The organism is Pararhizobium qamdonense, assembly GCF_029277445.1.
GTDB classification, from domain to species: Bacteria; Pseudomonadota; Alphaproteobacteria; order Rhizobiales; family Rhizobiaceae; genus Pararhizobium; species Pararhizobium qamdonense.
Genome location: NZ_CP119568.1, coordinates 213,412 through 237,572 on the forward strand (window position 1 = coordinate 213,412; position 24,161 = coordinate 237,572).

21 protein-coding genes are annotated in these 24,161 nt (G+C 61.0%); 7 read left to right on the forward strand and 14 right to left on the reverse strand.

All coding sequences use genetic code 11. The features are described 5' to 3' along the window. Positions 1 to 17 precede the first annotated feature (17 nt). Positions 18 to 899, reverse strand: a complete 882-nt coding sequence (locus tag PYR65_RS26360) for a helix-turn-helix domain-containing protein (RefSeq protein WP_276122267.1) — start codon at positions 897 to 899, stop codon at positions 18 to 20. A 108-nt stretch (positions 900 to 1,007) separates the two neighbouring features. On the opposite strand from PYR65_RS26360, the gene pobA reads away from it, so the two are divergent. Next, positions 1,008 to 2,180 carry a 4-hydroxybenzoate 3-monooxygenase gene (gene pobA, locus PYR65_RS26365; RefSeq protein ID WP_276122268.1) on the forward strand — a complete coding sequence of 391 codons (1,173 nt, stop codon included), beginning with the start codon at positions 1,008 to 1,010 and terminating at the stop codon, positions 2,178 to 2,180. Positions 2,181 to 2,257: 77 nt separating this feature from the next. Here pobA and pcaF read toward each other — a convergent pair whose 3' ends face one another. The 3 genes from pcaF to PYR65_RS26380 are packed head-to-tail and all read right to left on the reverse strand — an operon-like array spanning position 2,258 to position 5,104. Then, the gene (gene pcaF, locus PYR65_RS26370) at positions 2,258 to 3,463 is read right to left on the reverse strand and encodes a 3-oxoadipyl-CoA thiolase (protein ID WP_276122269.1); all 1,206 of its coding nucleotides are present in this window, start codon (positions 3,461 to 3,463) and stop codon (positions 2,258 to 2,260) included. Continuing rightward, positions 3,463 to 4,245 (reverse strand): CoA-transferase subunit beta, encoded by a 783-nt coding sequence (locus tag PYR65_RS26375; protein WP_276122270.1) that lies wholly within the window; start codon positions 4,243 to 4,245, stop codon positions 3,463 to 3,465. The genes pcaF and PYR65_RS26375 overlap by 1 nt, the downstream gene beginning before the upstream one ends. A 10-nt stretch (positions 4,246 to 4,255) precedes the next feature. Beyond that, the gene (locus PYR65_RS26380) at positions 4,256 to 5,104 is read right to left on the reverse strand and encodes a CoA transferase subunit A (protein ID WP_276122271.1); all 849 of its coding nucleotides are present in this window, start codon (positions 5,102 to 5,104) and stop codon (positions 4,256 to 4,258) included. A 130-nt stretch (positions 5,105 to 5,234) separates the two neighbouring features. On the opposite strand from PYR65_RS26380, the gene PYR65_RS26385 reads away from it, so the two are divergent. The 6 genes from PYR65_RS26385 to PYR65_RS26410 all read left to right on the forward strand — a co-directional run bounded on the left by PYR65_RS26385 (position 5,235) and on the right by PYR65_RS26410 (position 12,470). Next, positions 5,235 to 5,990 carry an IclR family transcriptional regulator gene (locus PYR65_RS26385; protein ID WP_276122272.1) on the forward strand — a complete coding sequence of 252 codons (756 nt, stop codon included), beginning with the start codon at positions 5,235 to 5,237 and terminating at the stop codon, positions 5,988 to 5,990. 171 nt (positions 5,991 to 6,161) lie between these two features. After that, positions 6,162 to 7,082 carry a LysR substrate-binding domain-containing protein gene (locus tag PYR65_RS26390; protein ID WP_276122273.1) on the forward strand — a complete coding sequence of 307 codons (921 nt, stop codon included), beginning with the start codon at positions 6,162 to 6,164 and terminating at the stop codon, positions 7,080 to 7,082. Between the two features lie 109 nt (positions 7,083 to 7,191). Beyond that, positions 7,192 to 8,616, forward strand: a complete 1,425-nt coding sequence (aldA, locus tag PYR65_RS26395; RefSeq protein ID WP_276122274.1) for an aldehyde dehydrogenase — start codon at positions 7,192 to 7,194, stop codon at positions 8,614 to 8,616. Between the two features lie 25 nt (positions 8,617 to 8,641). After that, the gene (locus PYR65_RS26400) at positions 8,642 to 9,859 is read left to right on the forward strand and encodes a mandelate racemase/muconate lactonizing enzyme family protein (protein ID WP_276122275.1); all 1,218 of its coding nucleotides are present in this window, start codon (positions 8,642 to 8,644) and stop codon (positions 9,857 to 9,859) included. Between the two features lie 19 nt (positions 9,860 to 9,878). Then, positions 9,879 to 11,492 (forward strand): GMC family oxidoreductase, encoded by a 1,614-nt coding sequence (locus PYR65_RS26405; RefSeq protein ID WP_276122276.1) that lies wholly within the window; start codon positions 9,879 to 9,881, stop codon positions 11,490 to 11,492. A 72-nt stretch (positions 11,493 to 11,564) separates the two neighbouring features. After that, complete coding sequence (locus PYR65_RS26410) at positions 11,565 to 12,470, forward strand: NAD(P)-dependent oxidoreductase (RefSeq protein WP_276122277.1); 906 nt, start codon at positions 11,565 to 11,567, stop codon at positions 12,468 to 12,470. 32 nt (positions 12,471 to 12,502) lie between these two features. Here PYR65_RS26410 and PYR65_RS26415 read toward each other — a convergent pair whose 3' ends face one another. From PYR65_RS26415 to PYR65_RS26460, 10 genes are all read right to left on the reverse strand, one after another. Continuing rightward, on the reverse strand, positions 12,503 to 13,975 hold the full coding sequence (locus tag PYR65_RS26415; protein ID WP_276122278.1) for a hypothetical protein: 1,473 nt from the start codon (positions 13,973 to 13,975) through the stop codon (positions 12,503 to 12,505). Between the two features lie 63 nt (positions 13,976 to 14,038). Next, positions 14,039 to 14,467, reverse strand: coding sequence for a GtrA family protein (locus PYR65_RS26420; protein WP_276122279.1), 429 nt, complete (start codon positions 14,465 to 14,467; stop codon positions 14,039 to 14,041). Continuing rightward, positions 14,445 to 15,146 carry a class I SAM-dependent methyltransferase gene (locus tag PYR65_RS26425; protein ID WP_276122280.1) on the reverse strand — a complete coding sequence of 234 codons (702 nt, stop codon included), beginning with the start codon at positions 15,144 to 15,146 and terminating at the stop codon, positions 14,445 to 14,447. The genes PYR65_RS26420 and PYR65_RS26425 overlap by 23 nt, the downstream gene beginning before the upstream one ends. Beyond that, positions 15,139 to 16,158: a glycosyltransferase family 2 protein gene (locus PYR65_RS26430; protein WP_276122362.1), complete on the reverse strand. Its 1,020-nt coding sequence runs from the start codon at positions 16,156 to 16,158 to the stop codon at positions 15,139 to 15,141. Before PYR65_RS26430 ends, PYR65_RS26425 begins: the two co-directional genes overlap by 8 nt. Positions 16,159 to 16,288: 130 nt before the next feature. Further along, positions 16,289 to 17,080 carry an ABC transporter permease gene (locus PYR65_RS26435; RefSeq protein ID WP_276122281.1) on the reverse strand — a complete coding sequence of 264 codons (792 nt, stop codon included), beginning with the start codon at positions 17,078 to 17,080 and terminating at the stop codon, positions 16,289 to 16,291. Continuing rightward, the gene (locus PYR65_RS26440) at positions 17,077 to 17,946 is read right to left on the reverse strand and encodes an ABC transporter permease (RefSeq protein WP_276122282.1); all 870 of its coding nucleotides are present in this window, start codon (positions 17,944 to 17,946) and stop codon (positions 17,077 to 17,079) included. Before PYR65_RS26440 ends, PYR65_RS26435 begins: the two co-directional genes overlap by 4 nt. Positions 17,947 to 18,005: 59 nt before the next feature. Continuing rightward, positions 18,006 to 19,184 carry an ABC transporter substrate-binding protein gene (locus PYR65_RS26445; RefSeq protein WP_276122283.1) on the reverse strand — a complete coding sequence of 393 codons (1,179 nt, stop codon included), beginning with the start codon at positions 19,182 to 19,184 and terminating at the stop codon, positions 18,006 to 18,008. Between the two features lie 51 nt (positions 19,185 to 19,235). Further along, the gene (locus PYR65_RS26450; protein WP_276122284.1) at positions 19,236 to 20,318 is read right to left on the reverse strand and encodes an ABC transporter ATP-binding protein; all 1,083 of its coding nucleotides are present in this window, start codon (positions 20,316 to 20,318) and stop codon (positions 19,236 to 19,238) included. A 1-nt stretch (position 20,319) separates the two neighbouring features. Beyond that, positions 20,320 to 22,383, reverse strand: coding sequence for a hydantoinase/oxoprolinase family protein (locus tag PYR65_RS26455; RefSeq protein WP_276122285.1), 2,064 nt, complete (start codon positions 22,381 to 22,383; stop codon positions 20,320 to 20,322). Beyond that, complete coding sequence (locus PYR65_RS26460; RefSeq protein ID WP_276122286.1) at positions 22,380 to 24,074, reverse strand: hydantoinase B/oxoprolinase family protein; 1,695 nt, start codon at positions 24,072 to 24,074, stop codon at positions 22,380 to 22,382. Before PYR65_RS26460 ends, PYR65_RS26455 begins: the two co-directional genes overlap by 4 nt. Between the last annotated feature and the right edge of the window lie 87 nt (positions 24,075 to 24,161).

Sequence of the window (24,161 nt, forward strand, 5' to 3'; positions counted from 1 at the left end):
ACGTCAGTTAAAGCGGCTCAGCTCTCACCCGGGCTGCGCCGCCATTGCCGGGGCGAAAGGCCTGTCCGCGTCAGGAAAAAACGGGAGAAATAGGCGGGATCGGCAAAGCCGAGCCGGAAGCCGATTTCCTGCACGGAAATCTGCGTGAACAGCAGTTCGCGTTGCGCCTCGTCGATCAGCTTGCCGTTGATCAGCATCTGGGTGCTGCCGCCGGTCAGCTGTTTGACGATGCGGTTGAGATGCGTGGGCGACAACCCCAGCGCATCTGCATAGAAGGATGCTGGTTTGTGGGAGCGGAAATGCTGGTGGATCAAACCGGTCAACCGGTTGAGCCGCCGCTCGTTTGCCGTCGCTCCCGCCTCTTCGTCCGCCTGCCCCCCGGACGTCAGCCGTGCCGTCAGCCTGAGCGCGGAGGTGAGATAGGCCTCGCAAAGATCGGCCGCCCCGGTACGCCGGGCTGCCGCCTCTGCCGCCAGCCGGTGCAGCGTATCGGCGATATAGCGGCTGCCGGTGTCGTCCGGGAGCAGCGCCGTCAGGCGCGGCAGACTGAGCCAGGCGCCAAACCGGCTGTGATCGCCGGGCATGGTTTTCAGATGCGACGCAAGCACCGTGAACACGTAACCATCGATATCCCTGGAGAACCGGAATCCGTGACGGCAAAGCGGCGGCACCGTGATGACGGCGGGTGCTGTAATCGCCTGGACGGCATCGCCAAAAACCGCGTCGCCCGATCCTGCCGCGATGTACAGGATCTGAAAGAACTGCTCGTGGCGATGCTGACCGATTTCCCAGTGATGCAGGCTGCTACGCGACGGAATCGTTTCGCAATGCAGCCAGAAACGCGGTGAATCACCGGAGTTTTCGCCATAGAGCTCATAGGTGGGGATCGCGCGCATCATGCCCTGACAATATCCGGATGTTCGATTTGTGCAATTTTCTGGGTTTGATGTCCATGGAGACGGCCCCCGCCCGGTGCAACAATCCAGCTGCCTATTTCGGGAGGAAACATGCGCACGCAGGTCGTCATCATCGGTTCGGGGCCATCTGGCCTGCTGCTCGGGCAATTGCTGGCGAAATCCGGTATCGAGGCCATCATTCTGGACCGTGCGGACAAGGACTACATTCTGGGCCGCGTGCGTGCCGGCGTGCTTGAGCAGGGCACGGTGGGGCTGATGGACAAGGCCGGAGCTGGTGCGCGGATGCATGCCGAGGGTTTGCCGCATGGCGGCTTCCAGCTTGCCTTCGATGGCCGTGACCACCGCATCGACCTTGCTGATCTGACCGGTGGCAAAGGAGTGACGGTCTATGGCCAGACCGAGCTGACGCGCGACCTGATGCAGCAGCGCGAGGCAACCGGCGCAACGACGATCTATGATGCGGTGAATGTTTGCCCGCACGATTTCGACGGCTGCTCGCCCTATGTCACCTATGAGAAGGCGGGCGTCACCCACCGGATCGACTGCGATTTCATCGCCGGATGCGACGGGTTCCATGGTGTCAGCCGCAGGAGCGTGCCGGAAAAATCGATCACCACGTTTGAAAAGGTCTACCCGTTCGGCTGGCTTGGCCTGCTCGCCGATGTGCCGCCGGTCAATCACGAATTGATCTATGCCAATCATCCCCGTGGTTTTGCGCTCTGCTCGATGCGCTCGCAAAGCCGCAGCCGCTATTATCTGCAATGTGTCTTGGACGAGAAAGTGGAGGACTGGAGCGATCAGCGGTTCTGGGACGAACTGCGCCGCCGATTGCCCGAGCATCACGCCGAAGCGCTTGTCACCGGCCCGTCCTTTGAAAAATCGATCGCGCCGCTGCGCTCGTTCGTGGCCGAGCCGCTGCGGTTCGGCTCTCTCTTCCTCCTTGGCGATGCGGCTCATATCGTGCCGCCGACGGGGGCCAAGGGGCTGAACCTGGCGGCAAGCGATGTGTATTACCTGCATGCCGGTCTCTGCGAATACTATCAGGAACGCTCGCCTGCCGGTATCGACGCCTATTCTGCACGCGCCCTCTCCCGTGTCTGGAAAGCGGTTCGTTTCTCCTGGTGGATGACGACAATGATGCACCGTTTTCCGGATACCGGCGCCTTCGACCAGAAGATCCAGGAAGCCGAACTGGACTATCTCACCCATTCGCGCGCGGCAGCTACGGTGCTGGCCGAGAATTATGTGGGGTTGGATTACTGAGCAATGGGAGGCATCCGAAAGGCCTCCCTCTCCAACCAGGAATGTGTCGGCAACCGATATCGCCGCCGCTCCTTACATCAGGCACGTTCGAGCGCGATTGCGATCCCCTGCCCGACACCGATGCACATGGTCGATAGGGAAAAGCGGCCGCCGGTCAGCTGGAGGTCGAGGGCGGCGGTGCCGGTGATGCGGGCGCCGGACATGCCAAGCGGATGGCCAAGCGCGATGGCGCCTCCGTTGCGGTTGACGCGTGGATCCTCATCGCCGATGCCGAGTTCACGCAGGACGGCGAGACCCTGGCTGGCGAAGGCTTCGTTGAGCTCGATCACATCGAACTGGTCCTGCGTCATGCCAAGCCGCGCCATCAGCTTTTGCGAGGCGGGCACCGGGCCGATGCCCATGATGCGCGGCGGAACGCCTGCGGCTGCACCTCCCATGACGCGGGCGACCGGCGTCAGGCCATGTTTCTTCACGGCGGCTTCCGAGGCAATGATCAGCGCGGCCGCGCCATCGTTGACGCCGGAGGCATTGCCGGCGGTCACGGTGCCGCCCTCCTTCTTGAAGGGTGTGCCGAGCTTGGCGAGCGTTTCGATCGTGGTTGCGCGGGGGTGCTCATCCCTGTCGATGGTGATCGGATCACCCTTGCGCTGCGGGATGACGACGGGGGTGATCTCGCGCGCGAGACGTCCGTTGTCCTGGGCAGCGGCCGCCTTGTTCTGTGAGTGGAGTGCGAAGGCGTCCTGGTCTGCCCGGCTCACCTTGTAATCCTCGGCGACGTTTTCGCCGGTTTCCGGCATCGAATCGACACCATATTGTTTCTTCATCAACGGATTGATGAAACGCCAGCCGATCGTCGTATCGTGAATTTCGGCGGCGCGGGAAAAGGCAGTTTCGGCCTTGGGCATGACGAACGGTGCGCGTGACATGCTTTCCACGCCCCCGGCAATCATCAGTTCGGCCTCGCCGGCACGGATGGCACGGGCGGCCGTGATGACGGCATCCATGCCGGAGCCGCACAACCGGTTGATGGTGGTGCCGGACACGTCAAGCGGCATGCCGGAGAGCAGCAGCGACATGCGCGCGATGTTGCGATTGTCCTCGCCCGCCTGGTTGGCGCAGCCGAAAATCACATCGTCCACCGCCTGCCAGTCAACGAAAGCATTGCGTTGCATCAGCGCTTTCAGCGGAATGGCGCCGAGATCATCGGCCCGCACGGAAGAGAGAGAGCCACCGAAACGGCCGATCGGCGTGCGGATATAGTCGCAGATATAGGCTTCAGCCATCACGCCGCCTCCCCGTCGCCCTGATGGGCTTTCCTGGTGCGGGCGTTGATGTCGCGCAGGGTCTGCAGCTCGGTTTCAGTCGGAGCGGGCGTGTCGATCACCGTGTCGGCAAACTTGATCGGCCAGCCGCAATTTTCAGAGATTTGCGCGTGGGTCACGCCCTGATGGATCGACACCACGGTCAATTCCTTGGTGACCGGGTCCGGCTCGAGGATGCAGAGGTCCGTGATCACGCGGCTCGGTCCCTTGGTCTTCATGCCGAGCCGTTCGCGGTGATTGCCGCCTTCGCCGTGGCCCATCGAGGTGATGAAATTGAGCTTATCGACGAAGCCGCGCTTGGAGAGCGCCATGGTAATGAAGATCTGGCCGCAATTGCTGGCAATCTCCGGCGCGCCACCACCACCGGGCAGGCGCACCTTCGGATGATCGTAGGGACCGACCACCGTGGTGTTGAGATTGGCGAATCTGTCGATCTGGGCGCCGCCGAGAAAGCCGGTGGTGATGCGCCCGCCCTGCAGCCAGTAGCGGAACATTTCAGGGACCGGGACGGTGAACAGTGCCGTGTCGCACAGCTCGCCATCGCCGATCGACAGCGGCAGGACATCCGGCCTGGTGCCGACCGTGCCGCTTTCATAGATCAGCGTGATATCCGGCGCATGGGTGAGCCGTGCCACGTTGCAGGCAGCCGACGGCGCGCCGATGCCGACAAAACAGACATCCTCGTTGGTCAGTGCACGCGCGGCCGCAATGGTCATCATTTCGGTGGGGGTGAAGTCGCTCATCGTCATCTCCTCACGCGGCCTTCTTTGCATGCCTGGCAAAGTCTTCCGGCCCGGCCTGCATGATGTTGTCCTCGATCCAGGCCTGGAACGTATCGCGATCGCGGGCGATCTCGTCCCAGGCAATGTAGAAGGCGTTCGAGCGTGGATAATAGCCATGCGCATAGGATGGAAAAGCGCCGCCGGGCACGGCAACGACGGCAGTCACGGCCCAGGAGGGCAGAATGACGGAATTGGGTGAAGGCGCGTTCAGATCATCGACAATCTCCTCGACCGTGACGATCGAGCGCTTTGCACCAAGCACCGCTTCCTTCTGCACGCCAACGATCCCTTCGAGCAGTACATTGCCCTTCCGGTCGGCCTTCAGCGCATGGATGATCGTCACGTCCGGGCGGATGGCCGGCACGGCCGCCAGCACCTCGCCGGTGAAGGGGCAGGTGACCTGCTTGATATTCGGGTTCACCTTGGGAAGGTCGGCGCCGATATAGCCGCGCAGCATGGCAAATGGCAGGTTTGCGGCGCCGGCTTCATAGGCGTTTGCCATCGCGGCGTGGGAGTGCTCCTCGATCTCCAGCGGCCGTGGCCACTGGTTTTCGACGGCATCGCGGAAGCGGTGCAGCGAGCCGACGCCCGGATTACCGCCCCAGGAGAATTTCATGCCGCGCGCAGCACCCGCCCCGATCAACTGATCGTAGAGAATATCCGGCGTCATGCGGATCAGGAACAGATCCTTTTTGCCCTGCCGGATCACCTCATGACCGGCGGCATAGGGGATCAGGTGGGTGAACCCCTCCATGGCGACGGTATCGCCGTCCCGTACGTTTTCGGAAATGGCTTCCGCCAGCGAAGTCAGTCGCGCCAAGGCATTCTCCTTCTGATCTTTGGGTGGCGCAAATAAGCGCTCGAATCCACGCGCCGTCAAATATTTCGTGCGTTATTTGATATTTGTTCGTATAACGCACATACGAAGATCAAATTTGCGAGGCGTGGTTATGCGGGAATCGGATTTCGTCAGCGGCTTTGCCCGCGGTCTAAAGGTCATCGAAGCCTTCGGGGAAGCACGTCCGAAGCTCACCATCGCCGAGGCTGCGAAGCTCACGGAACTCGACAGGGCGACGGTGCGCCGCTGCCTGCTCACGCTCGCCGATCTTGGTTATGCCGATTATGACGGCAAGTTCTTTGCCTTGACGCCGAAGGTGCTGCGGCTCGGCCATGCCTATCTCTCGGCAACGCCCCTGCCCCTGGTGATCCAGCCCTATCTCGACCAGCTCTCGGAAAAGGCGGGGCAAAGTGCCTCGGCGTCGGTTCTCGACGGGACCGAGATCGTCTATATCGCCCGCGCCGCGCAAAAGCGGGTGATGTCGATCAATCTTTCTCCGGGATCGCGCTTGCCTGCCTATTGCGCCTCGATGGGGCGGGCTCTTTTGGCTTCGTTGCCCGAAGCGGAGGCGCGCAGCATTCTGGACCGCTCGGAACTCAAGGCCAATACGCCGGTGACCAAGACGGAACCGGATTTCCTGATGGCAGAGCTTCGCCTTGTGCGGGCGCAGGGATATGCCGTCATCGATCAGGAGCTGGAACTCGGCCTCTGCTCCATCGCCGTCCCCGTTGAAAACGATCGCGGCCGGGTGATGGCTGCCATCAATATCGGCGCCCCTGCAGCGCATGTGCCGGCAGCGGACATGGTTCAGCGCTACCTGTCTTTGCTCAAGGACACGCAAAAGGCGCTGCGGCTGGTGCTGCGATAGCCAATATGGGCGCGGCAAGCGGGCAAAGGCCGATCGTTCTGCTGAAGAAGGTGTGGCGCGGCAAAGATGCAGCGGCAAACATCGGAAACTTGACCTTGCCGGGACGCCTGGAACATAGATGACAGCGTGCTCCGGCCGATGCCGGTCAACGGAATGTATGGAAGCGATGGCATGCGGAAATTACCTGCGCTTTCGGCGATGAAGGTGTTCGAGGTCGTCGGGCAGACACGCAGTTTTACGCGTGCGGCCGAGCTGCTGAATCTCACGCAAAGTGCGGTCAGCCGCCAGGTGCGCAATCTGGAAAAGCAGCTGGGCGAAAACCTTTTGATCCGCCATCATCATGATCTCGAATTGACCCGCGCGGGTGCCGAACTTTTGGCAACGCTGCAGCTTGCCTTTCACAATGTCGAGCAGACGGTGCGCTCGATCATGGAAAAGAGCAACCGCAACCGGCTGCGCATCAACGTGCCGCCGACTTTTGCCAAGCGCTGGCTGATGCCCCGTCTGTCGCGTCTGCGCAAGGCCCTGCCGGAGATCGAGATCAGCCTCAGCACCGATCTCAAGGATACGCTGGCCGAGCGCAGCCTGCTTGATTGCGCTATTCGCTTCGGCGATGGCGAATGGCCGATGCTGCAATCGCGCATCCTGATGACCGAACGGCACATTGCAGTCTGCGCGCCCGGCCTTTTGAGGGCGGCGGAGCGCGGTGGCCGGATCGACCTTTCGTCCTTTACCTTCCTGCATGTGCTGGCGGCCGCCGATCAGCGCTACCTCACCTGGCAGCACTGGCTGGATGCCGCCGGTCTTGGCGGCACCGATGTGCGCGGCGGCATGGAATTCGATCTTCTCGACCTGGTGATCGAAGCCGCCTGCAACGGGCTTGGAATTGCCGTGGTTGATCGCTTCATGGTGGAAAGCCAGCTGCAAAGCGGCCAGCTTGTGCCCGTGCTCGATGTCGAGATCGAGGGCCATGAATCCTACTGGCTGGTTACCCGCACCGACCAGCCTGAGGGCGCCAGTGTCCGGCAATTTCGCACATGGCTGATGAATGAGATTGCGCTGGCTGACGGCTCCAACGCCGCAGCACAATGAGCAAGGCGAAACATTCGTTTTTGGAATGCTTGGCCCGATAATAAGTCGCTTGCGAACGGGGGCGAAGGTCCCGTCTACTGGCTGAACTGACTATGTTTCGGGTGGGCTCATGACGCAGTATCGCAACTTCATCGGTGGCCGTTTTGTCGATAAGGCCGGCTTGGCTGAGATCGAGGTGCGCAATCCGGCCAATGGCCAGATCTTCACCACGGTTCCGGCCGCGGACGACGCGGATGTCGTAGCGGCGGTCGAGGCCGCGAAACGCGCGCAGAAGCTCTGGCGCAAGCTCCCGGCGATCCAGCGTGGCGATGCCTTGCGCAAACTGGCCGATGCGGTCGAGCGGCATGCCCCGACGATTGGCGAGGCGCTGGCGCTGGAATCCGGCAAGAGCCTTGCGGATGCAACCGCCGAAGCCATCTACGGCGTCGAACTGATGCGCTATCACGCGGAATGGGCGCGCCGCATCGAAGGCGAGATCATCGAAAGCGACACGCCGGGTGAGACGCTGCTGCTCAAGCGCGAGCCGATCGGCGTCGTTGCCTGCCTGATCCCGTTCAATTTTCCGATCTATACGCTGGTGCGCAAGATCGCGCCCGCCCTCATCACCGGCAATGCCGTCGTTGTGCGTCCGAGCAACACAACCCCGGCCTCCGCCTTCGCGTTTGCACAAGCGGTTCTGGAAGCGGGTCTGCCGGACGGGCTCGTCAACATCATGACGATGTCGCACGATGTGGCCCGCACCATGTGCACGCATCCGGCCGTCGGCATGATCACGCTGACCGGCAGCGTTTCGGCGGGCCAGACGGTGCTCGATTACTGCAAGACCAATATTGCCAAACCCTCGCTGGAGCTTGGTGGCAAGTCGCCTGTCATCGTCGAGCCCGATGCCGATCTCGACGCGGTGGCCCGCATGGTTCTCGGCGCAAAGACGGCCCATTGCGGACAGGTCTGCACCTCTGCCGAGCGGCTTTACGTCCACGCGTCGATCCACGATGTTCTGGTCGAGAGGCTGCGCCAGGGCTTTGCCGCCCGCCGTTTCGGCGACCGCGCCATTGACCCCGAGATGATGGGACCGCTTGCCAATGCGGCGGCGCGTGACCGTATTCATGGCATGGTCGAACGGGCCGTGGCGGAGGGAGCGACAGTCGCCGCCGGTGGTGCCGTTCCGGATGGCGAAGGCTATTTCTATCCGCCGACCCTGATGACCGGCTGCCGCCAGGATATGGAGATCGTCCGCGAAGAGGTGTTTGGCCCGGTGCTGGCGGTGTTGTCCTACGAGACGTTCGACGAGGCTTTGGCGCTCGCCAGCGATCACCAGTTCGGGCTCGCCTCGGTGCTGTTTTCGGAAAATTACCGCAAGGTCATGCAGGCGGCGAGCGAGATGGAAGCGGGCGAGCTTTACGTCAACCGTTTCCCGGCCGATCCCTACCAGGGCTATCATGCAGGCTGGAAGAAATCCGGGCTCGGCGGCGATGACGGCAAGCACGGCATGCTCGAATTCACGCAGACGCGGCTTGTTATCCTGAAACATTGATGACCCGGCGAGGAGGAACCACCCCATGAAGATCGCATCGATGAAAACCCACGTGGTTGCCGTTCCACCGCCGCATGTCGGCGGCATGTACTGGATTTTCGTCGAGCTTGAGACGGCCTGCGGCATTTCGGGGGTGGGCGAAATCTATGCGACCTCGTTTCATCCCTCGGCCATGGTTGCGCTAATCGACGATGTCTTCCAGCGCTATCTTCTCGATCACGACCCCCACCAGATCGAGCGTTTCTGGCGGGCGGCCTATTCGAGCGGCTTCACGCAACGTCCTGATACGACGATGATGGGGATCGTCTCGGGTTTGGAAATCGCCTGTTGGGACATTATCGGCAAGGCTGCAGGCCGGCCGGTTTCCGATTTGCTGGGTGGGACCGTCCACGAAAAGCTGCGCGCCTATACCTATCTCTACCCGAAGAATGCGGCCGGCGACTACGATTACAACGACCCGGATCTTGCCGCCGAAGAGGCCATCCGCATGGTCGAGATGGGCTTTACCGCCGTCAAGTTCGATCCGGCCGGTCCCTATACCAATTATTCCGGCCACCAGCTTTCGATGGGTGTTCTCGACCGTTGCGAACTCTTCTGCGCCAAGATCCGCGAAGCGATCGGTAGCCGGGCGGATATCCTTTTCGGCACGCATGGACAGATGGTGCCGTCTTCGGCGATCCGGCTGGCGCGGCGGCTGGAAAAATACGATCCGCTGTGGTTCGAGGAGCCGGTGCCGCCCGGACAGGAAGCGGCCATGGCCGAAGTGGCGCGCGCCACCTCCATCCCGATCTCGACCGGCGAGCGGCTGACGACGAAATACGAGTTCCAGCGTGTGTTGCAGCTTGGCGCGGCGGCGATCCTGCAGATGAATGTCGCCCGCGTCGGCGGCCTGTTGGAGGCCAAGAAGATCGCCGGGATGGCCGAGGCCTTCTATGCCCAGATCGCACCGCATCTCTATAACGGGCCGGTGGGCGCCGCCGCCAGCATCCAGCTTTCAGCCGCAACCCCCAACTTCCTGATCCACGAAGCGATCATGGATTTCGGCGGCTTCCACGCAGAGGTGCTGAAAACCAAGCTGCAGTTCGACGATGGTTATCTCATTCCCTCGCGCGAGCCGGGCCTCGGCATCGAGCTCAATCTCGATGTGATTGCAAAAAACTCCCCCTATACCGGCGACCGCCTGCACCTGCAGATGGCCGCAACGCCCGCCGACATCAAGGAATTCATGCCCGCCAGGGGCTGAGCCTGAACAGAGACCGTCCATGATCTACGATTTCGTCATTATCGGTGCGGGTTCGGCCGGCTGCATCCTTGCAAGCCGCCTCAGCGAAAGCGGCCGCTACAGCGTTCTCCTCATCGAGGCGGGCGGCAAGGACACGTCCTTCTGGTTCAAGATCCCGATCGGGTACGCCAAGAGCTATTACAATCCCAAGGTCAACTGGATGTATTCGACCGAGCCGGAAGCGGGGCTCGATGGGCGCAGGATCTATGTGCCGCGCGGCAAGGTCCAGGGCGGGTCGGGTTCGATCAACGCCATGGTGTTCGTGCGGGGTGCGGCCGATGATTTCGACGACTGGGAAGCAGCGGGGAATCCAGGCTGGGGTGCGGACGAAGTCCTGCCCTTTTTCAAGACGCTCGAGACCCATGCAAATGGCGCCTCCCCCTGGCATGGCGGCCATGGCCCGATCCATGTGACGCCGATGCGCGGCATGACCCACCCGGTCACCGATGCCTATCTGAAGGGCTGCGAGGAGCTGCATCTGCCAGCCACCGCCGATTTTAACGGCGCCTCGATCGAAGGTGCGGGGGTCTACGATATCAACACCCGCAACGGCCGGCGCTCGCATTCCAGTGCCGAATATCTGCACCCGGCGCTGAAAAGAGCCAATGTCTCGATCGTGTACCGTTCCCTTGCGCAAAGGCTGGTCTTTGCGCCGGATGGGCGAGCGGCCGGCGTCGAGGTCCTGCAGGATGGCGTCAAGCGGATATTTTCGGCGCGGCGCGAGGTCATCCTGTCGGCCGGTGCGGTCGATACGCCGAAACTGCTGCAACTTTCCGGCATCGGCGATGGAAAAGCGCTTAACGAAAAAGGTATCGCGAGCCGCCGCCATCTGCCGGCCGTCGGGGAGAACCTGCAGGATCATCTGGCGGCAAGCTTCTACTACCGTGCCAACCGGCCGACATTGAACGGCGTATTCGCAAGCCTGTTCGGCCAGGCGCGGCTGGGACTGCAATATATGCTGACCCGCAAGGGGCCTTTTGCCATGAGCGTCAACCAGGCGGGCGGGTTCTTCCGCGGGTCGCCGGCGCAGGCCCGGCCGAATATCCAACTCTATTTCAATCCGCTGTCCTACCGCATCCCCGTCGATGCCAGCGCGTCCATGGTGCCCGAGCCTTATGCGGGTTTCCTGATTGCGTTCAATTCCTGCCGCCCGACAAGCCGTGGCCGGATTGCGCTGGCCTCCGGCGATCCGGCAACGGCTGCGCTGATCCAGCCGAATTACTTGTCGACGGAGCGCGATATCACCGAAGTCATCGAGGGGAGCCGGCTGGTACGCCGGATCGCTTCGGCGCCGTCGCTGGCCGCCATTATCGACGCCGAGGTCTCCCCGTCGCCAACAGCTGCAAGCGACGAAAGCCTGCTCGATTATTTCCGCGCCAATGCCAGCTCGATCTATCACCTCTGCGGCAGCTGCATGATGGGACCGGATGCGGAGACCTCGGTGGTGGATGCCCGGCTGCGGGTGCACGGGGTGGAGGGCCTGCGCATTGTCGATGCCTCGGTCTTTCCCAATGTCACCGCCGGCAACATCAATGCACCGACGATGATGGTGGCCGAAAAGGGCGCAGCGATGATCCTTGAGGATGCGGCTTGAGACTATGACCATGGCCGGCGGCGGATGGAGCCATTTCATCAGTCCCGGAGCGACCTGAAACGGAGGACGGATATGCGCTACGGCTTTATCGGACTTGGGCATTTGGGCCAGCACCTGGCGGGCAGTCTCGTGCGCGAGGGTTTTCCGCTCACCATTCACGACCGGGACCGCAGCCGTGCGGAACCATTGCTGGAACGCGGCGCGCTGTGGGCCGACAGTCCGCAGGCGCTGGCAGCCGGCGTCGATGCCGTAATCACCTGCCTGCCCTCGCCAGCGATTTCGCAGGCTGTGCTGACGGGTCCGGACGGTATCCTGTCAGGCTTGAAGGCCGGTGGCACCTGGATCGAGATGAGCACGCTCGACCAGAACGATATCGAGAGGCTTGCAGCACTTTCGGCTGCAAAGGGCATCCGTATGCTGGAGGCACCGGTGACGGGCGGCGTCCACCGCGCAGCCGCCGGCGACATCACCGTCATTGCAGGCGGCGACCGCGATCTGTTCGATACGCATCTGCTGGCGCTGAGCGCCATGGGCGGCGAAATCTTTCATGCCGGGCCGCTCGGCAAGGCCGCTGTGATCAAGGTCATCACCAATATGCTGGCCTTCATCCATCTTCTGGCGACCGGCGAAGCGCTGATGCTGGCCAAGAAAGGCGGCATCGACCTGACCGATGCCTTCAACATCATCAAGGCGAGCTCCGGCAACAGTTTCGTGCATGAGACCGAAGGCCAGGTGATCCTGAACGGCAGCTACAACATCAATTTCACCATGGATCTCGCCTGCAAGGACCTCGGCTTCGCGCTCGGTTTCGGCAAACAGTTCGGCGTGCCGCTCGATCTCGCCTCGCACACCTTGCAGACCTTTATCCGCGCCCGCTCGACCTATGGCGGCGACGCCTGGTCGTCGCAGGTGGTGAAGCTGCTGGAAGACGCCGTGGGCACCGATCTGCGCGCTCCAGGCTTCCCGGCGGAGTTGTGAGGCGCAAATCTTTTTCCAAAAGCAGGCATGCGTCAATTGCCGTTGATATAGACAACGGCAAACTCATCGCCATAGGCTTTGCTCCAACCGGAAAGCTCGTTAAAAAATGGGATGCGGGCGTCATTCGCTTCCAACAGTGCCCACGTGATATCGTGGTCTTCAATGGTTTTTTGCAGAACGGGTTTGCCCGCTGCGGTTGCCATAATGGCGGTTGCATTCATGAAGCCATTCAGGAAAAGCTGATCGGTGCGGCCGTCAATATATGTTTTGATGCCGTGAAAGATCAGCGTGCCGCCAAAATTGTAGCTGTTGAGCACATTTCCTGACAAACGCTGCGTTCGCGCGAAAGCGAGTGCACCTGATGCGGATGTCTGAGCGCCCGGACTGACCGTCGAAAAACCTAGAAAGCCGGCGCAAACGGCAAACCAGCCTCCTATAATCACACCGGCGATCCGGCGGTGATGTTTGGCGATAATCCGTTCCAGACCGTCGCGGGCTTCGCCCATCCAACTGCGCAGCGACAGGGCCGCAAACTGTTGCGCAATATCGGGGGCCAGCACGATGGGTACCAAAAGCAGCCAGAGATACTGGAAGCGCGAATAGGCCAGGAACAGATGCAGCGTGAAGATGAAGAAGGCCGCATATGTCCAACGAACGCGTACTCTTGTTAGCAAAAGTGCGGCGACGACAATCAGCAACAAGACTTCCTGAAGAACATCCGTGCGCGCATTTAGCGGGCTCCATTCACTGATTTGGGCGACAGCCTCATTGCCCGACGCGACGGTGAAGGTCGCAAGAATGGCCTTTATGCCGTAGGGATTGATCAACGTTACCAATGGGCACAACAGGCCGAAGACGATCCATTGGGCGAGAACGCGTGGTTGCGAAAGGCGCGCGCGCGCCAGAAAGTCCAACCCGGCGACGGCTGCGATCACGAACCCGAAGGTGAAGGTTCCGTGCAGATTGGCCCATAGCGTGATCAAAGCCAGAAGCCAGAATGGCGGTGGCTGCCGTTCACGCGCAGTCTGAAACAGCACGGCGGTCCACAGGACGATGATGGGAAGACTGAAAATGAGCGGCCGCGCACTATAGACGGAACTCGCGAAAAACGTGACGGTGATGGCAACCGCGACCGTGACGACCGGTTTGAAAGCAGCACTCAGATACCAGGTCAGAATGAACGTCATCAGGCTAACTGCCGAGACTGTTATGGCGATCACGCCGCTCCAGCCGAAAGTCTGGTATGCGGACGCCAGAAGAACCTGGCCCAGCCATTCCTTGGCAATCCACGGCTGGCCTGCAAACGTATGCGAGTAGGTATCGGCAACCGGGATCATCCGGTTTGCCAACATATCGAGGCCCACCTTCACCTGCCACCAATTGTCGGGATCCCGCAAAAGATCCGAAGAATAGATGAAAAGCTTTGCAGTGACCGCAAGGACGACCGACAGGCAAACAATCAGCCGGATTTGCCGGCTTTGTTCCGCCGACGTTGCATCGCCCATAGCTGGGCTTTCCTGGCGGACCGGTTTTTCAAAGGTTATCTCAGCTACCGCCATGATCCAATCTCAAGATGAGGTGTCGTTTGAAGGGTTGCGTGGTGGTGCGGGCACGAAAACGAACCGCGATGATGCGAGATAAAAGAGAACCGAATAGACGCAGATCCCGGCCAGATGCACCCATGGATTATGGGTGAGGCTGATGGAAAGTGCTGTCGAAATGACTGCCAGATTGGCTCCATAGGCTAGGGTAAAACTCAAGGCATACCGAAAGACAGCGCCCTGTCGCGGGCGCTGCCCGCTTGAAAATGTCCACCGGCTGTTGAGGATGAAGCCGAGCAACAGCCCACCGGCATAGCCGAGACTGTTGGACACGATGTCGCCGTAGCCGAACCAGAGTGCAGCAAGGATGATCGTGTATCCAAGCGCGGTGTTGAGCAATCCCACCGCCGCAAACCGCACGATACGAGCGGTTTCAAAGGTCCGGTTTGACCGCATGAACAAAATACTGAGCTCCCATGGGCACACTGGCGAGGTAGCGTTCCAGTGGCCGCAATTTGGCAAGGAAACGCGGAAAGAAGATCCGGTAAACGATTTTGGTGTTTAAAAAGCCCGCTTTTCTCATGCGGCTTTTCATCTGAGCGGCGTTGATCAGGACGGCATTCTCATCGAAACTGCAGTTGCGGACTGCGTTGAGGGTCAGTGGGTTCCAAGGGTTGTGTTCGAACAGGAAAAAGCTTCCACCTGGCTTCATCACCCGGGCGATCTCGGTGAGAAGCCCGACGTGAAATTCCGCAGGGATGTGATGGAAGACGCAGGCTGTGAAAACCAGATCGAAATGATTGCCGTCATAGGGAATGGTCCGGCCGTCGAACGGCTGGCAATGCGCCTGGCCTGGAAAACGCGTCCGGGCGATATCCAGCGATTGGGAGGACGGATCGAGAAGGACAATCTCACTACTGGGGAAAGCTTCACGCATCGGCCCCAGCGAGTTGCCTACACCTGCGCCGAAATCCAGTATGCGCAGTGGTTTGTCGCCGCGCTGTCGCAGAACCCTGGCTACGTCGTCGATCTTGTAACGGGCAAAAAACGCTGGCGCCTCACCGCTTAGGCGTATGCTGGCAGCGTGTTCCTGGTCGTATTCTTTGGCAAATTTATCGAACTCAGCCTCAAGCACGGGCGCCACCGCTCACAAGGGTCCGCAGGCGGTGCACATGCGAATTCGTGTCCTCTGCAATCGGGTCCGAACACACAATTTCGTTGACGATGTAGAGCGGCCGCCTTTTCGTCTCCATATACATGCGCCCTAGATATTCACCGAAAATACCCAGCACCAGCAGTTGCACACTGCCGAGGATTAGCACGATTGCGGCGAGACTCGTCCAACCAGGGATGACATTGCCTTCCAGCCAGGAGACGATGGTGTAAACAAGTGCGGCTAGGCCGATCAACCCGAATATCATCCCCAGATGCGAGGCAAAGCGCAGGGGGGCGATCGAGAAGCTGGTCATCGCATCCATCGCCAGCAGGACCATCTTGCGCAGTGGATAATGCGTCGTGCCGGCAAAGCGGGCCTGGCGGTGATAGTGAAAGGCAGTCTGCCTCAAGCCGATCCAGGTGACCATGCCGCGGATAAAGCGATAACGCTCCGGCATGGCGTTGAGATGATCGACGGCACGGCGGCTCATCAACCGGAAATCGCCGGTATCGGCCGCAATGTCGATATCGACCATCCGCCGCAGAAGCCGGTAGAACAGCGACGCGGACGTTCGTTTGAACAGGCTCTCACCGTCGCGTTTCAGCCGTTGGCCGTAGACGACGTCAAAGCCATCGTCCATCTTGGCCATCATCGGGCCCAGTAATTCGGGCGGATCCTGAAGATCGGCGTCGAGGACAAGAATTCGCTCGCCACGACAAAGCTCAAGACCGGCGCTCAGCGCGATCTGGTGGCCATAGTTTCGCGATAGGTCGATCGCAACAATATGGCTATCTTTGCGGGAAAGATCGAAGATTGCTTCGCGTGTACCGTCTGTGGCACCATCGATGATGAGGACAATCTCGTAAGACGAGCCTGCTTGCGCCTGGCAGGCAGCGGTAACACGCCGATGCAATTCCGCAATGCCGTCCCGTTCATTGTAGCACGGGATGACAACTGAGAGCTCTGTTGCCTGTTTCGCCGCAATGTCCATCCGCCCGGGCACCCGTTGCTCCCTCTTGTCCATTCGGGTTTACGCCATAGCGATTAAAAATCCGTTTTTGCAATGCCAAGATGAGCGGCGCATCTCACCCTTTCGAGGGGTCCGTTATCGACCGCTAGCCTCAATTCCGGCGCAGCATGAAATGCAGCGAGGCCAGGGCGACGCAGGCTACCGAGACCAGGAAGATGGCGCCGGACATGGCATAGATCACCGGAGAAGCGCCGGAATTCATCTTGCCGAACAGGACCACCGGCAAGGTGTTCTGGCGGCCGGCGAGATAGAAAGCGCGGGTGAATTCGTTGAGCGACAGCAGGAAGGAAAAGATGAAGGCGCTGACGAGACCGGGGCGGATCAGCGGCAAGGTGATATCGGCGAACTGACGCCACCAGGTCGCGCCGAGATCGGCTGCGGCGGTCAGGTAGGACCGGCGCACGGTGGCGAAGCTGGTGAGAATGACGATGAAGGCGAAGGGCATTGCCCACAGAAGATGACCGGCGATCACCGTCAGGCTCGAGGCCTTGATGCCGCTGCGGGTAAAAACGGCCGACAGCGCCAGCCCCTGGATGACCCCCGGCACGAACATCGGCAGGATCACCGTCAGGAACCAGGCCGTCCGCTGCGCCCGCAATTCGAAATAGGCAAGCGCTGCCAAAAGCGACATGCCGGTCGCCAGCACCGCAGTTATTGTTGCAATCATCAGCGATTGCTGCAGGGCTCCGACCAGCGCACGGTCATTCGGCAGTGCCGCATACCAGGTAAGGCTGAGATCCGACAGGCGCGGCAGGCCGGGCTGCAGGGCCGGATTGAAGGATACCGCGAGCAGATAGAGCGGCGGCGCATAGATGACGATCAGCCCGGCGATGGTGATCGCCCAGAGCAGGATACGGTTGGCCAATCCTTCGCGGATCATCATGGCGACTGATCCTCAAACAGCGAGGCAAGACCGAAAACACGGTTGCCGATCAGCACGAGACCGAAGATCACGATCAGGACGATGGTGGAGATGGCAAAAGCCAGCGGGTAATTGGCGACGCGCATGACATCGTTGATCATCACCGAGACGATCGACGCACCGGCACCGCCGAGCATTTGCACCTCGGTGGACGAGCCCACCACCATGACAAAGACGAACAGGAACCCCGCAAAGATCCCAGACATTGTCAGCGGCAGCAGAATACTGGTCAGGCTTTTCCAGAACCCGGCGCCGAGGTCCTGGGCTGCGGCAAGAAAGGTCGGATCGACGCGGCGCATCGACAAGAGGAGCGGAAAGGTCGCGAATGGCAGATGGGACGCGACAAGACCGACGACGACGGCAAAATTGCTGAACAGGAGCCAGTCGAGCGGTGCACCGATGATCCCCAGATCCTGCAGCCAGGTGTTGAGCACGCCGGTGCGGCCCAGGACCAGACGCCAGGAGAAGGACCGGATCAGATAGGATGTGAAGAAGGGAATGGTGATCAGGGCCAAAAGCAGGATGCTGAGCCTTTTGCCTGCGAGGAAATGCACGGCGTAGGCGGTTGGATAGGCGATGAGCAGGCACAAGAGTGCGGTGCCGAAGGCCTTGACCAGGGTCGAGATGATGACCGTCCAGCGCCCGGCTTCCAATATGCCGGCATAGCCTGTGAGGCTGAGGTCCGGCTTGATCCAGTATGTCGAGGGATCCCAGCTCCAGAAACTCCAGACGACGACGATGGTCAGCGGCGCCAGTCCCAGCGCCAGGATCACCAGGAGCGGCGGCGTGATCAGAACAGGTGAAATGGGCAGGCGCGATCCGGTCATGCTGGTCCTTTGAAGGTGGAGGCAGCGGCAAGCGAACCTGCCACTGCCAGGGATCGGTCTCAGGCGTTGCGCAGCTTCTGCCACCATTCTTCGTAAAGCTGGAAATTATCCGGACGGGCATTCTGCCAGTAGATCTTGCCGGCAAATTTCGCCTTCACATGCTCGGCCAGCTTCTCGACCTCTCCCGGCTTGTATTCGTCCGGGTGGGCCTTGGCGTAGACACCATTGTTGTCAGTCGGCACCAGATAGCCGCGCGCCTGGCCGAGTTCGCAACCGTAGAAGCCGCCAAGCAGGCCATCGACGAACTTGTGCGCGGTGTCGGCAACACCGCGGTCGCCAGCACCTTTCAGCAGGACCATATTGTTGCCCCAGCCCTCGTAGCCTTCGACCGGTGCTGCATATTCCACCTGAAGTCCGCGTTTGCGGCCCTCATAGACGATCGGCTCCCAGCCGGTCATCGCATCCACTTCCTGATCGGCCACCAGCTGGACGCCCTGCTCCCAACCATTCCAGAACGTACGGAACTGGCCGTCGGACTTGTGCTTGATCAGGAATTCCATCACCAGGCCGAGTTCGGATTCCGACAGATTTCCGGGGTCGGCGATCGGCTGGTTTTCGCTTTCCTTGAGATACATGGCGGTGAAGATAGCGCTGTTGATCCAGGCATCCTCCATCGCCACGCGGCCCTTCAGTTTCGGATCGAAGATCGCGCCATAGCTGTCGATCTTGCCGAGCTTGTCGGGCCGGTAGATGATCGAGTCGGCATTGACGACGGCCGGAATGCCGTACTGCTTGCCGTCATGCTTGAGATAGGGAATGTCCTTGGCCCATTGCCAAAGACTTTCGTAGTTGGGGATCTTGGCCGTATCCCAGGGGATGATCACGCCCTGACGCGCCAGTTCCTTTTCGGCGCCGCCCTGAAAGCCGCCGATATCGAAGAGATCGTTGGCATTGCCGGCGGCAAGCCGGGCAATGACCGGGCCGAGATCGTTGCCATTATCGGTGAATTCCGGCGTCACACCGGCCTGCTTGGCAAATTCCGGCCATTTATCGCCGATATCCAGCGTCGCCGTCGCCCAAAACGCAACTGTTGCTGCATCCTGGGCCGCAAGGCGCGAGGCAAAACCCAGGCCGCCGGCAGACAGCGCGATCCCGCCTGCCCCCATCAGCTTGAGGAAGTCACGGCGCTGCACATTGCTGTGTGCCCGGGGTGAAAATGGTCTGCTGTGCTTGGTCATGATCATTCCCCTTTTTGGTTTTGGCATGCGATTGATCAGTCGGTGGTCGCGTTATCCTGCCGGTAGTCCTGCATTGGAAATCAGCACGGCCGCCTCGGGCTTCAGTCCGACAGGAACCTGTTGCCCCGTGGAAAGTTGGCCGATATCGGCATCAGCCTCAATGGCGATCACCAATGTCTGGCCGTCGGCAAAGGCCAGTTTCAGATCGCGATGCAGGCCACGGAACGTCGTCTCGACTACCGTCAGGATCAGCGCATGCGGCGCTCCCTGCGGCGCGAGAAACAACCGGTCGGGTCTTATCGCAATGACGCTTCCAACAGCATCGGCGGCGCCTTGCGCGCGCACCGGCAATGTCTGGCCAGCGACCGTTGCTTCCGTTTTTCCGGCGTTTACGGCGACCGTTTCCGGCCGCAACAAGGTGTCGATCCCGACGAAGCGGGCGACGAAAGCGTTGGCGGGCGCTTCGAAGAAACGGGCGGGTGCATCCACCTGCTCGATACGGCCCCGGTGCATGACGGCCATGCGGTCAGACAGGCTAAGCGCCTCGTCCTGATTGTGCGTGACCAGAATGAAGGTAGCACCCGTTCGCTTGTGCAGCCGTCCGAATTCGTCACGCATCTGTTGGCGCAGGCGCTCATCAAGCCCGGTCAGCGGCTCGTCGAGCAGTAGAATTCCGGGTTCCATCACCAGCGCCCGTGCAAGCGCCACGCGCTGCCGCTGGCCGCCGGACAAGAGATTGACGTCGCGCGGGCCGAAGCCGGAAAGTTCGACCAGATCGAGCGCATCGCCGATTTTCGTGTCCAGTGACGCCCCGGACAGTCCCTTCAGGCGAAGGCCATAGCCGACATTCTGCGCGACGGTCATGTGCGGAAACAGGGCAAGGCTCTGGAACACCGTATTGACCGGCCGTTTGTTGGCCGGCAGATCGCCGACATCCTTGCCGTCGAAGGCGACGCGACCGGAGGTCTGCCGGTCAAAGCCACCGATGAGCTTCAAAAGCGAACTTTTCCCGCATCCGGATGATCCGAGCAGGGTGAAGAACTCGCCGGCCTTGATATCGAGGGTTACGTTATCGAGCGCTTTGACCGGTCCATATTCCCGGGTGACAGCATCGATCTGGATCGATATCGCCATATTATCCCGCCTTGCCACTGTTTTCGCGGATGATCAGGATACCCGTATCCGTCACTTCAAGCACCTGGTTTTCCAGAACGAGTGTCGTTGCCGTTGCCTCCTCCACGATCATCGGACCCTCAAACATCTGCCCCGCGCCCAGGAGGCCGCGCTGATAGACCGGGCATGAAACCCAGCCGAGCACTGCACCGAAATAGACGTCCCGGCGGGCTGTTGCCTCTGCCCTGATACCAGTACCGGTTGCGGGCAGCGACGGCAAGGTGATCACGGGACCATTCAGCACCGCTTCGAGATGCAGGGTGGTGATTTCAATACCGGCATTGGCGAGACGGAACGAATAGGCCCGCTCATGCGCCGCATGAAAACGCTCGGCAAAACTTTGTGCGTCGTCATGGCGATCGAACTGGGCGAACACGCCATGCTCCTGCCCGCGATAGCGGGCTTCGACCTGGTAGGTGAAGCGGATATCCGCATCGTGACCCTTGGCGAAATAGGCGACGGCCTCGGCTTCCAGCCCGTCGAATTTTGCCGACAGCTCGCCGAGTGCCTCTGCCGTCAGGGCTGAAAGCCAGGTGCTGCGGAAATCGGCGCGGGGTTCGGCTGCCAGCATGCCCCAGGCGGAAAAAATGCCCGGATGCGGCGGGATGACCGTCGCCTTGACGCTGAGGTCCCGGCCAAGCCGGGTGGCGAGCGCCGGTCCGGCCCCGCCGCTGACGACAAAAGCCGCATCGCGCGGATCGTGGCCGCGCTGTACCGTCACCAGCTTCAGGGCATTGATCATGCTGGCATGCGAGATGTCGATGATGGCGATCGCCGCATCCTCGATGCTGATACCCAGCGGGGTGGCGACGGTGGCGATCGCGTCGGCCGCTTTCTGCTTGTCCAGATGCATGCTGCCGCCGGCAAAGGTGGCAGGATCGAAGATGCCGACGGTCAAAATGGCATCCGACAATGTCGGCTTTTTGCCACCATGCCCATAGCAGGCCGGTCCGGGCGTGGAGCCGGCACTTTCGGGGCCAACGCGCAAGGCGCCCCGGTCGTCCAGCCGGGCGATGGACCCGCCGCCGGAGCCGATCTCGACGATATCCACCACCGGCACCTGCACGGGATGTCCGGGGCGGATGCGGGTATGTTCGAGTTTGTAATCGACATTCAAAGTCGGGCGCCCGTCATGGATCAGCGAGCACTTGGCCGTGGTGCCACCAACATCCAGCGACAGGACCTCGCTTTCACCGAGCGCTTCCCCGATCCTCGCTGCACCTGCAACGCCGCCGGCGGGACCTGATTCGACGAGCGTCAGCGGACTGTCGACCGCCTGGTCGAATGTCGAGATGCCGCCGTTGGACTGCATCGCATAATAGGGGCAGGTCAGGCCGCGCTTGATCAGCGCTTCCTCCAGCCGCTCGAAATAATATTGGATGATCGGCTGGACATAGGCATTCAGCACTGCCGTGTTGGTGCGCTCATACTCCCGCCATTGCCGCGAGACGGCATGGCTGGCGCAGACCGTGACCTCGGGAAGCGCGTCCGCCAGAATGCCCGCGCACAGGATCTCATGCTCGGGATTGGCATAGCTGTGCAGAAACAAAATGGCGATCGCCTCGATCTTTTCCTCCTTGCAGCGGGCAATGATCGGCCGCAGGTCATCCAGTTCGAGCGGCTGGACGATGTGCCCGGAGGCGTCGAGACGTTCGCGCACTTCAAAGCGCAATTCCCGGGGAACGAAAGGCTCCGGACTGTGGAACTGCAAATTGTAGAGATCGGGGCGGTTCCCCCGGCCGATCTCCAGCACGTCGCGGAAGCCTGCCGTGGTCACCAGCGCCGTGCGCACGCCCTTGCGCTCGGTAATGGCATTGATCACGGTCGTGCCGCCATGGGCAAAGAAGGTGACGTCGCGCGTTCGAAGCCCGCACTTCTCTTCAGCCGAAGAGATGGCATTGAGCACGCCTCTCGATTGATTCTTGACGGTTGTCAGGCTCTTTGCCGTGAACAGTTCGCCGCTGCGTTCGTCATATCCGACAAGATCGGTGAAAGTACCGCCGACATCGGTTGCCAGTCTGATCATCCTGAAACCTCCGTGTTGTATCCGTAAAGACTTGACGCCTGTGCCTTGGTCAGAAAGCCGTTGCGCAGATCCTGCTCGATCAGCAATGGCTCGCGCTTGCACGGTTCACCCCAACCGCCGCCGCCGCCGGTAATGACGCGCAACACGTCGCCCTTATTGAGATCGATATGCGCCACGCGGCCATAGGTCCGGACCGCTCCGCCCTGGACCGGTGCGATCTGCAAGGCATTGACCGTCCCCTGCCCGCCGCCGTCCATGCCCCATGGCTGTGTCGCCGTTCGCCCGAAGCTGCCATAGGCCGATGCGCCCGTGCCGAGGATTTCGTATTCGCGCACGATACCGAAGCCGCCGCGCCGGCGCCCGGCGCCCGTTCCACCCTCGACATTGAAGCCGTAGCGCATGACCCTGAGCGGGAACCGCGCCTCGATGACTTCGACGGAATAATTGTAGGTATCGCCATCGGTCAGCGCGATCAGCGCGCCGGCCCCATCCCGGTGCTCGCTGGCGCCCCAGCCACCATGTTGCGGCTCGATGTGAATGAACGGCTGGCCGCTGCGGTCCTTGCCGGAAATATAGACGACGCAGAGACTGGAATAGGACCCGGCGGAAAACCGCGACGGCATCAACGGTGCGAGCGCCTTCCAGACCAGCTCCGATGCATGAACCGATCCTTCGTAATACCAGCCGGTCGGGGACGGTTTTTCGGCGGTGAAGATGGTGCCTGACGGTGCGATGACCGTCAGCGGCCGGAACCAGCCTTCGTTGGACGGGTCCTGAGGGCCGACCATCGCCTTGACGATGGTTCTGACGGCCGACTGCAGTGCACCCCGCGCGCAGTTGATCGGCCCGGCAACTGCCGGCGGGCAGCCGGTAAAATCGATCGTGATTCCGTCGCCCTCAATGGTCACCGCCACCTGGACATGGATCGGCTCCTTGCTGACGCCGTCTCCGTCAATAATATCTGTTGCCGTGTAATGGCCGTCTGGAAGGGCTGAGATGGCTGCCCGGCTGCGTGTCTCGCTGGCGTTCAAGAGATTGGCGAAGGCGGCATGAACGATAGGCGCGCCATACTTGCCCGCCAGCTCCGCCATGCGGCGACCGGCAACCCTGACGGTTGCGACCTGCGCATTGAGATCGCCGAGGGCGATATCCGGCAGGCGGACATTTTCGCTGATAATGTGCAGGATTTCATCGGAGAACACGTCGGCGCGGACGATCTTGACGCCCGGCAGCCGCAATCCCTCCTGGAACACGGATGTGGCATCCGGTGCAAGGCTGCCCGGAACCGATCCGCCGACATCGAGATAATGGGCGACGTTGATGGCATAGGCGAGGATTTCTCCATCGACGAAGAGCGGCTTGACGATTGCAAAATCGCAGGCATGGGTGCCGCCGGCATAGGGATCGTTGGACAGCAGGATGTCGCCATCGGCGAGATTGCCGCTGAATTTTTCAATCAGCGCTTTCACCTGCACGCCGAACGTGCCGGTAAACAGCGTGATGCCGTTCATCTGGGCAACAAGTTCGCCTTCTGCGGTGAGGAGACCGCAGGCAAAATCGAGCACTTCATAGATGACCGGGCTCATGCTGGTGCGGGCCATGACAATGCCCATCTCATCGACGGTCGCCATCAGCTTGCCCTCGATGATTTCCTGGGTCACAGGATCGACACGTCGCCCGCCGGTGGTCATCGTTTGCGAACCCTCCTTGCACTTATTAAGAGCAGACTAGGAGTGTTCGGCGCGTGCCGGTAGCCGGTCAGATGGGTGGCTGGATAA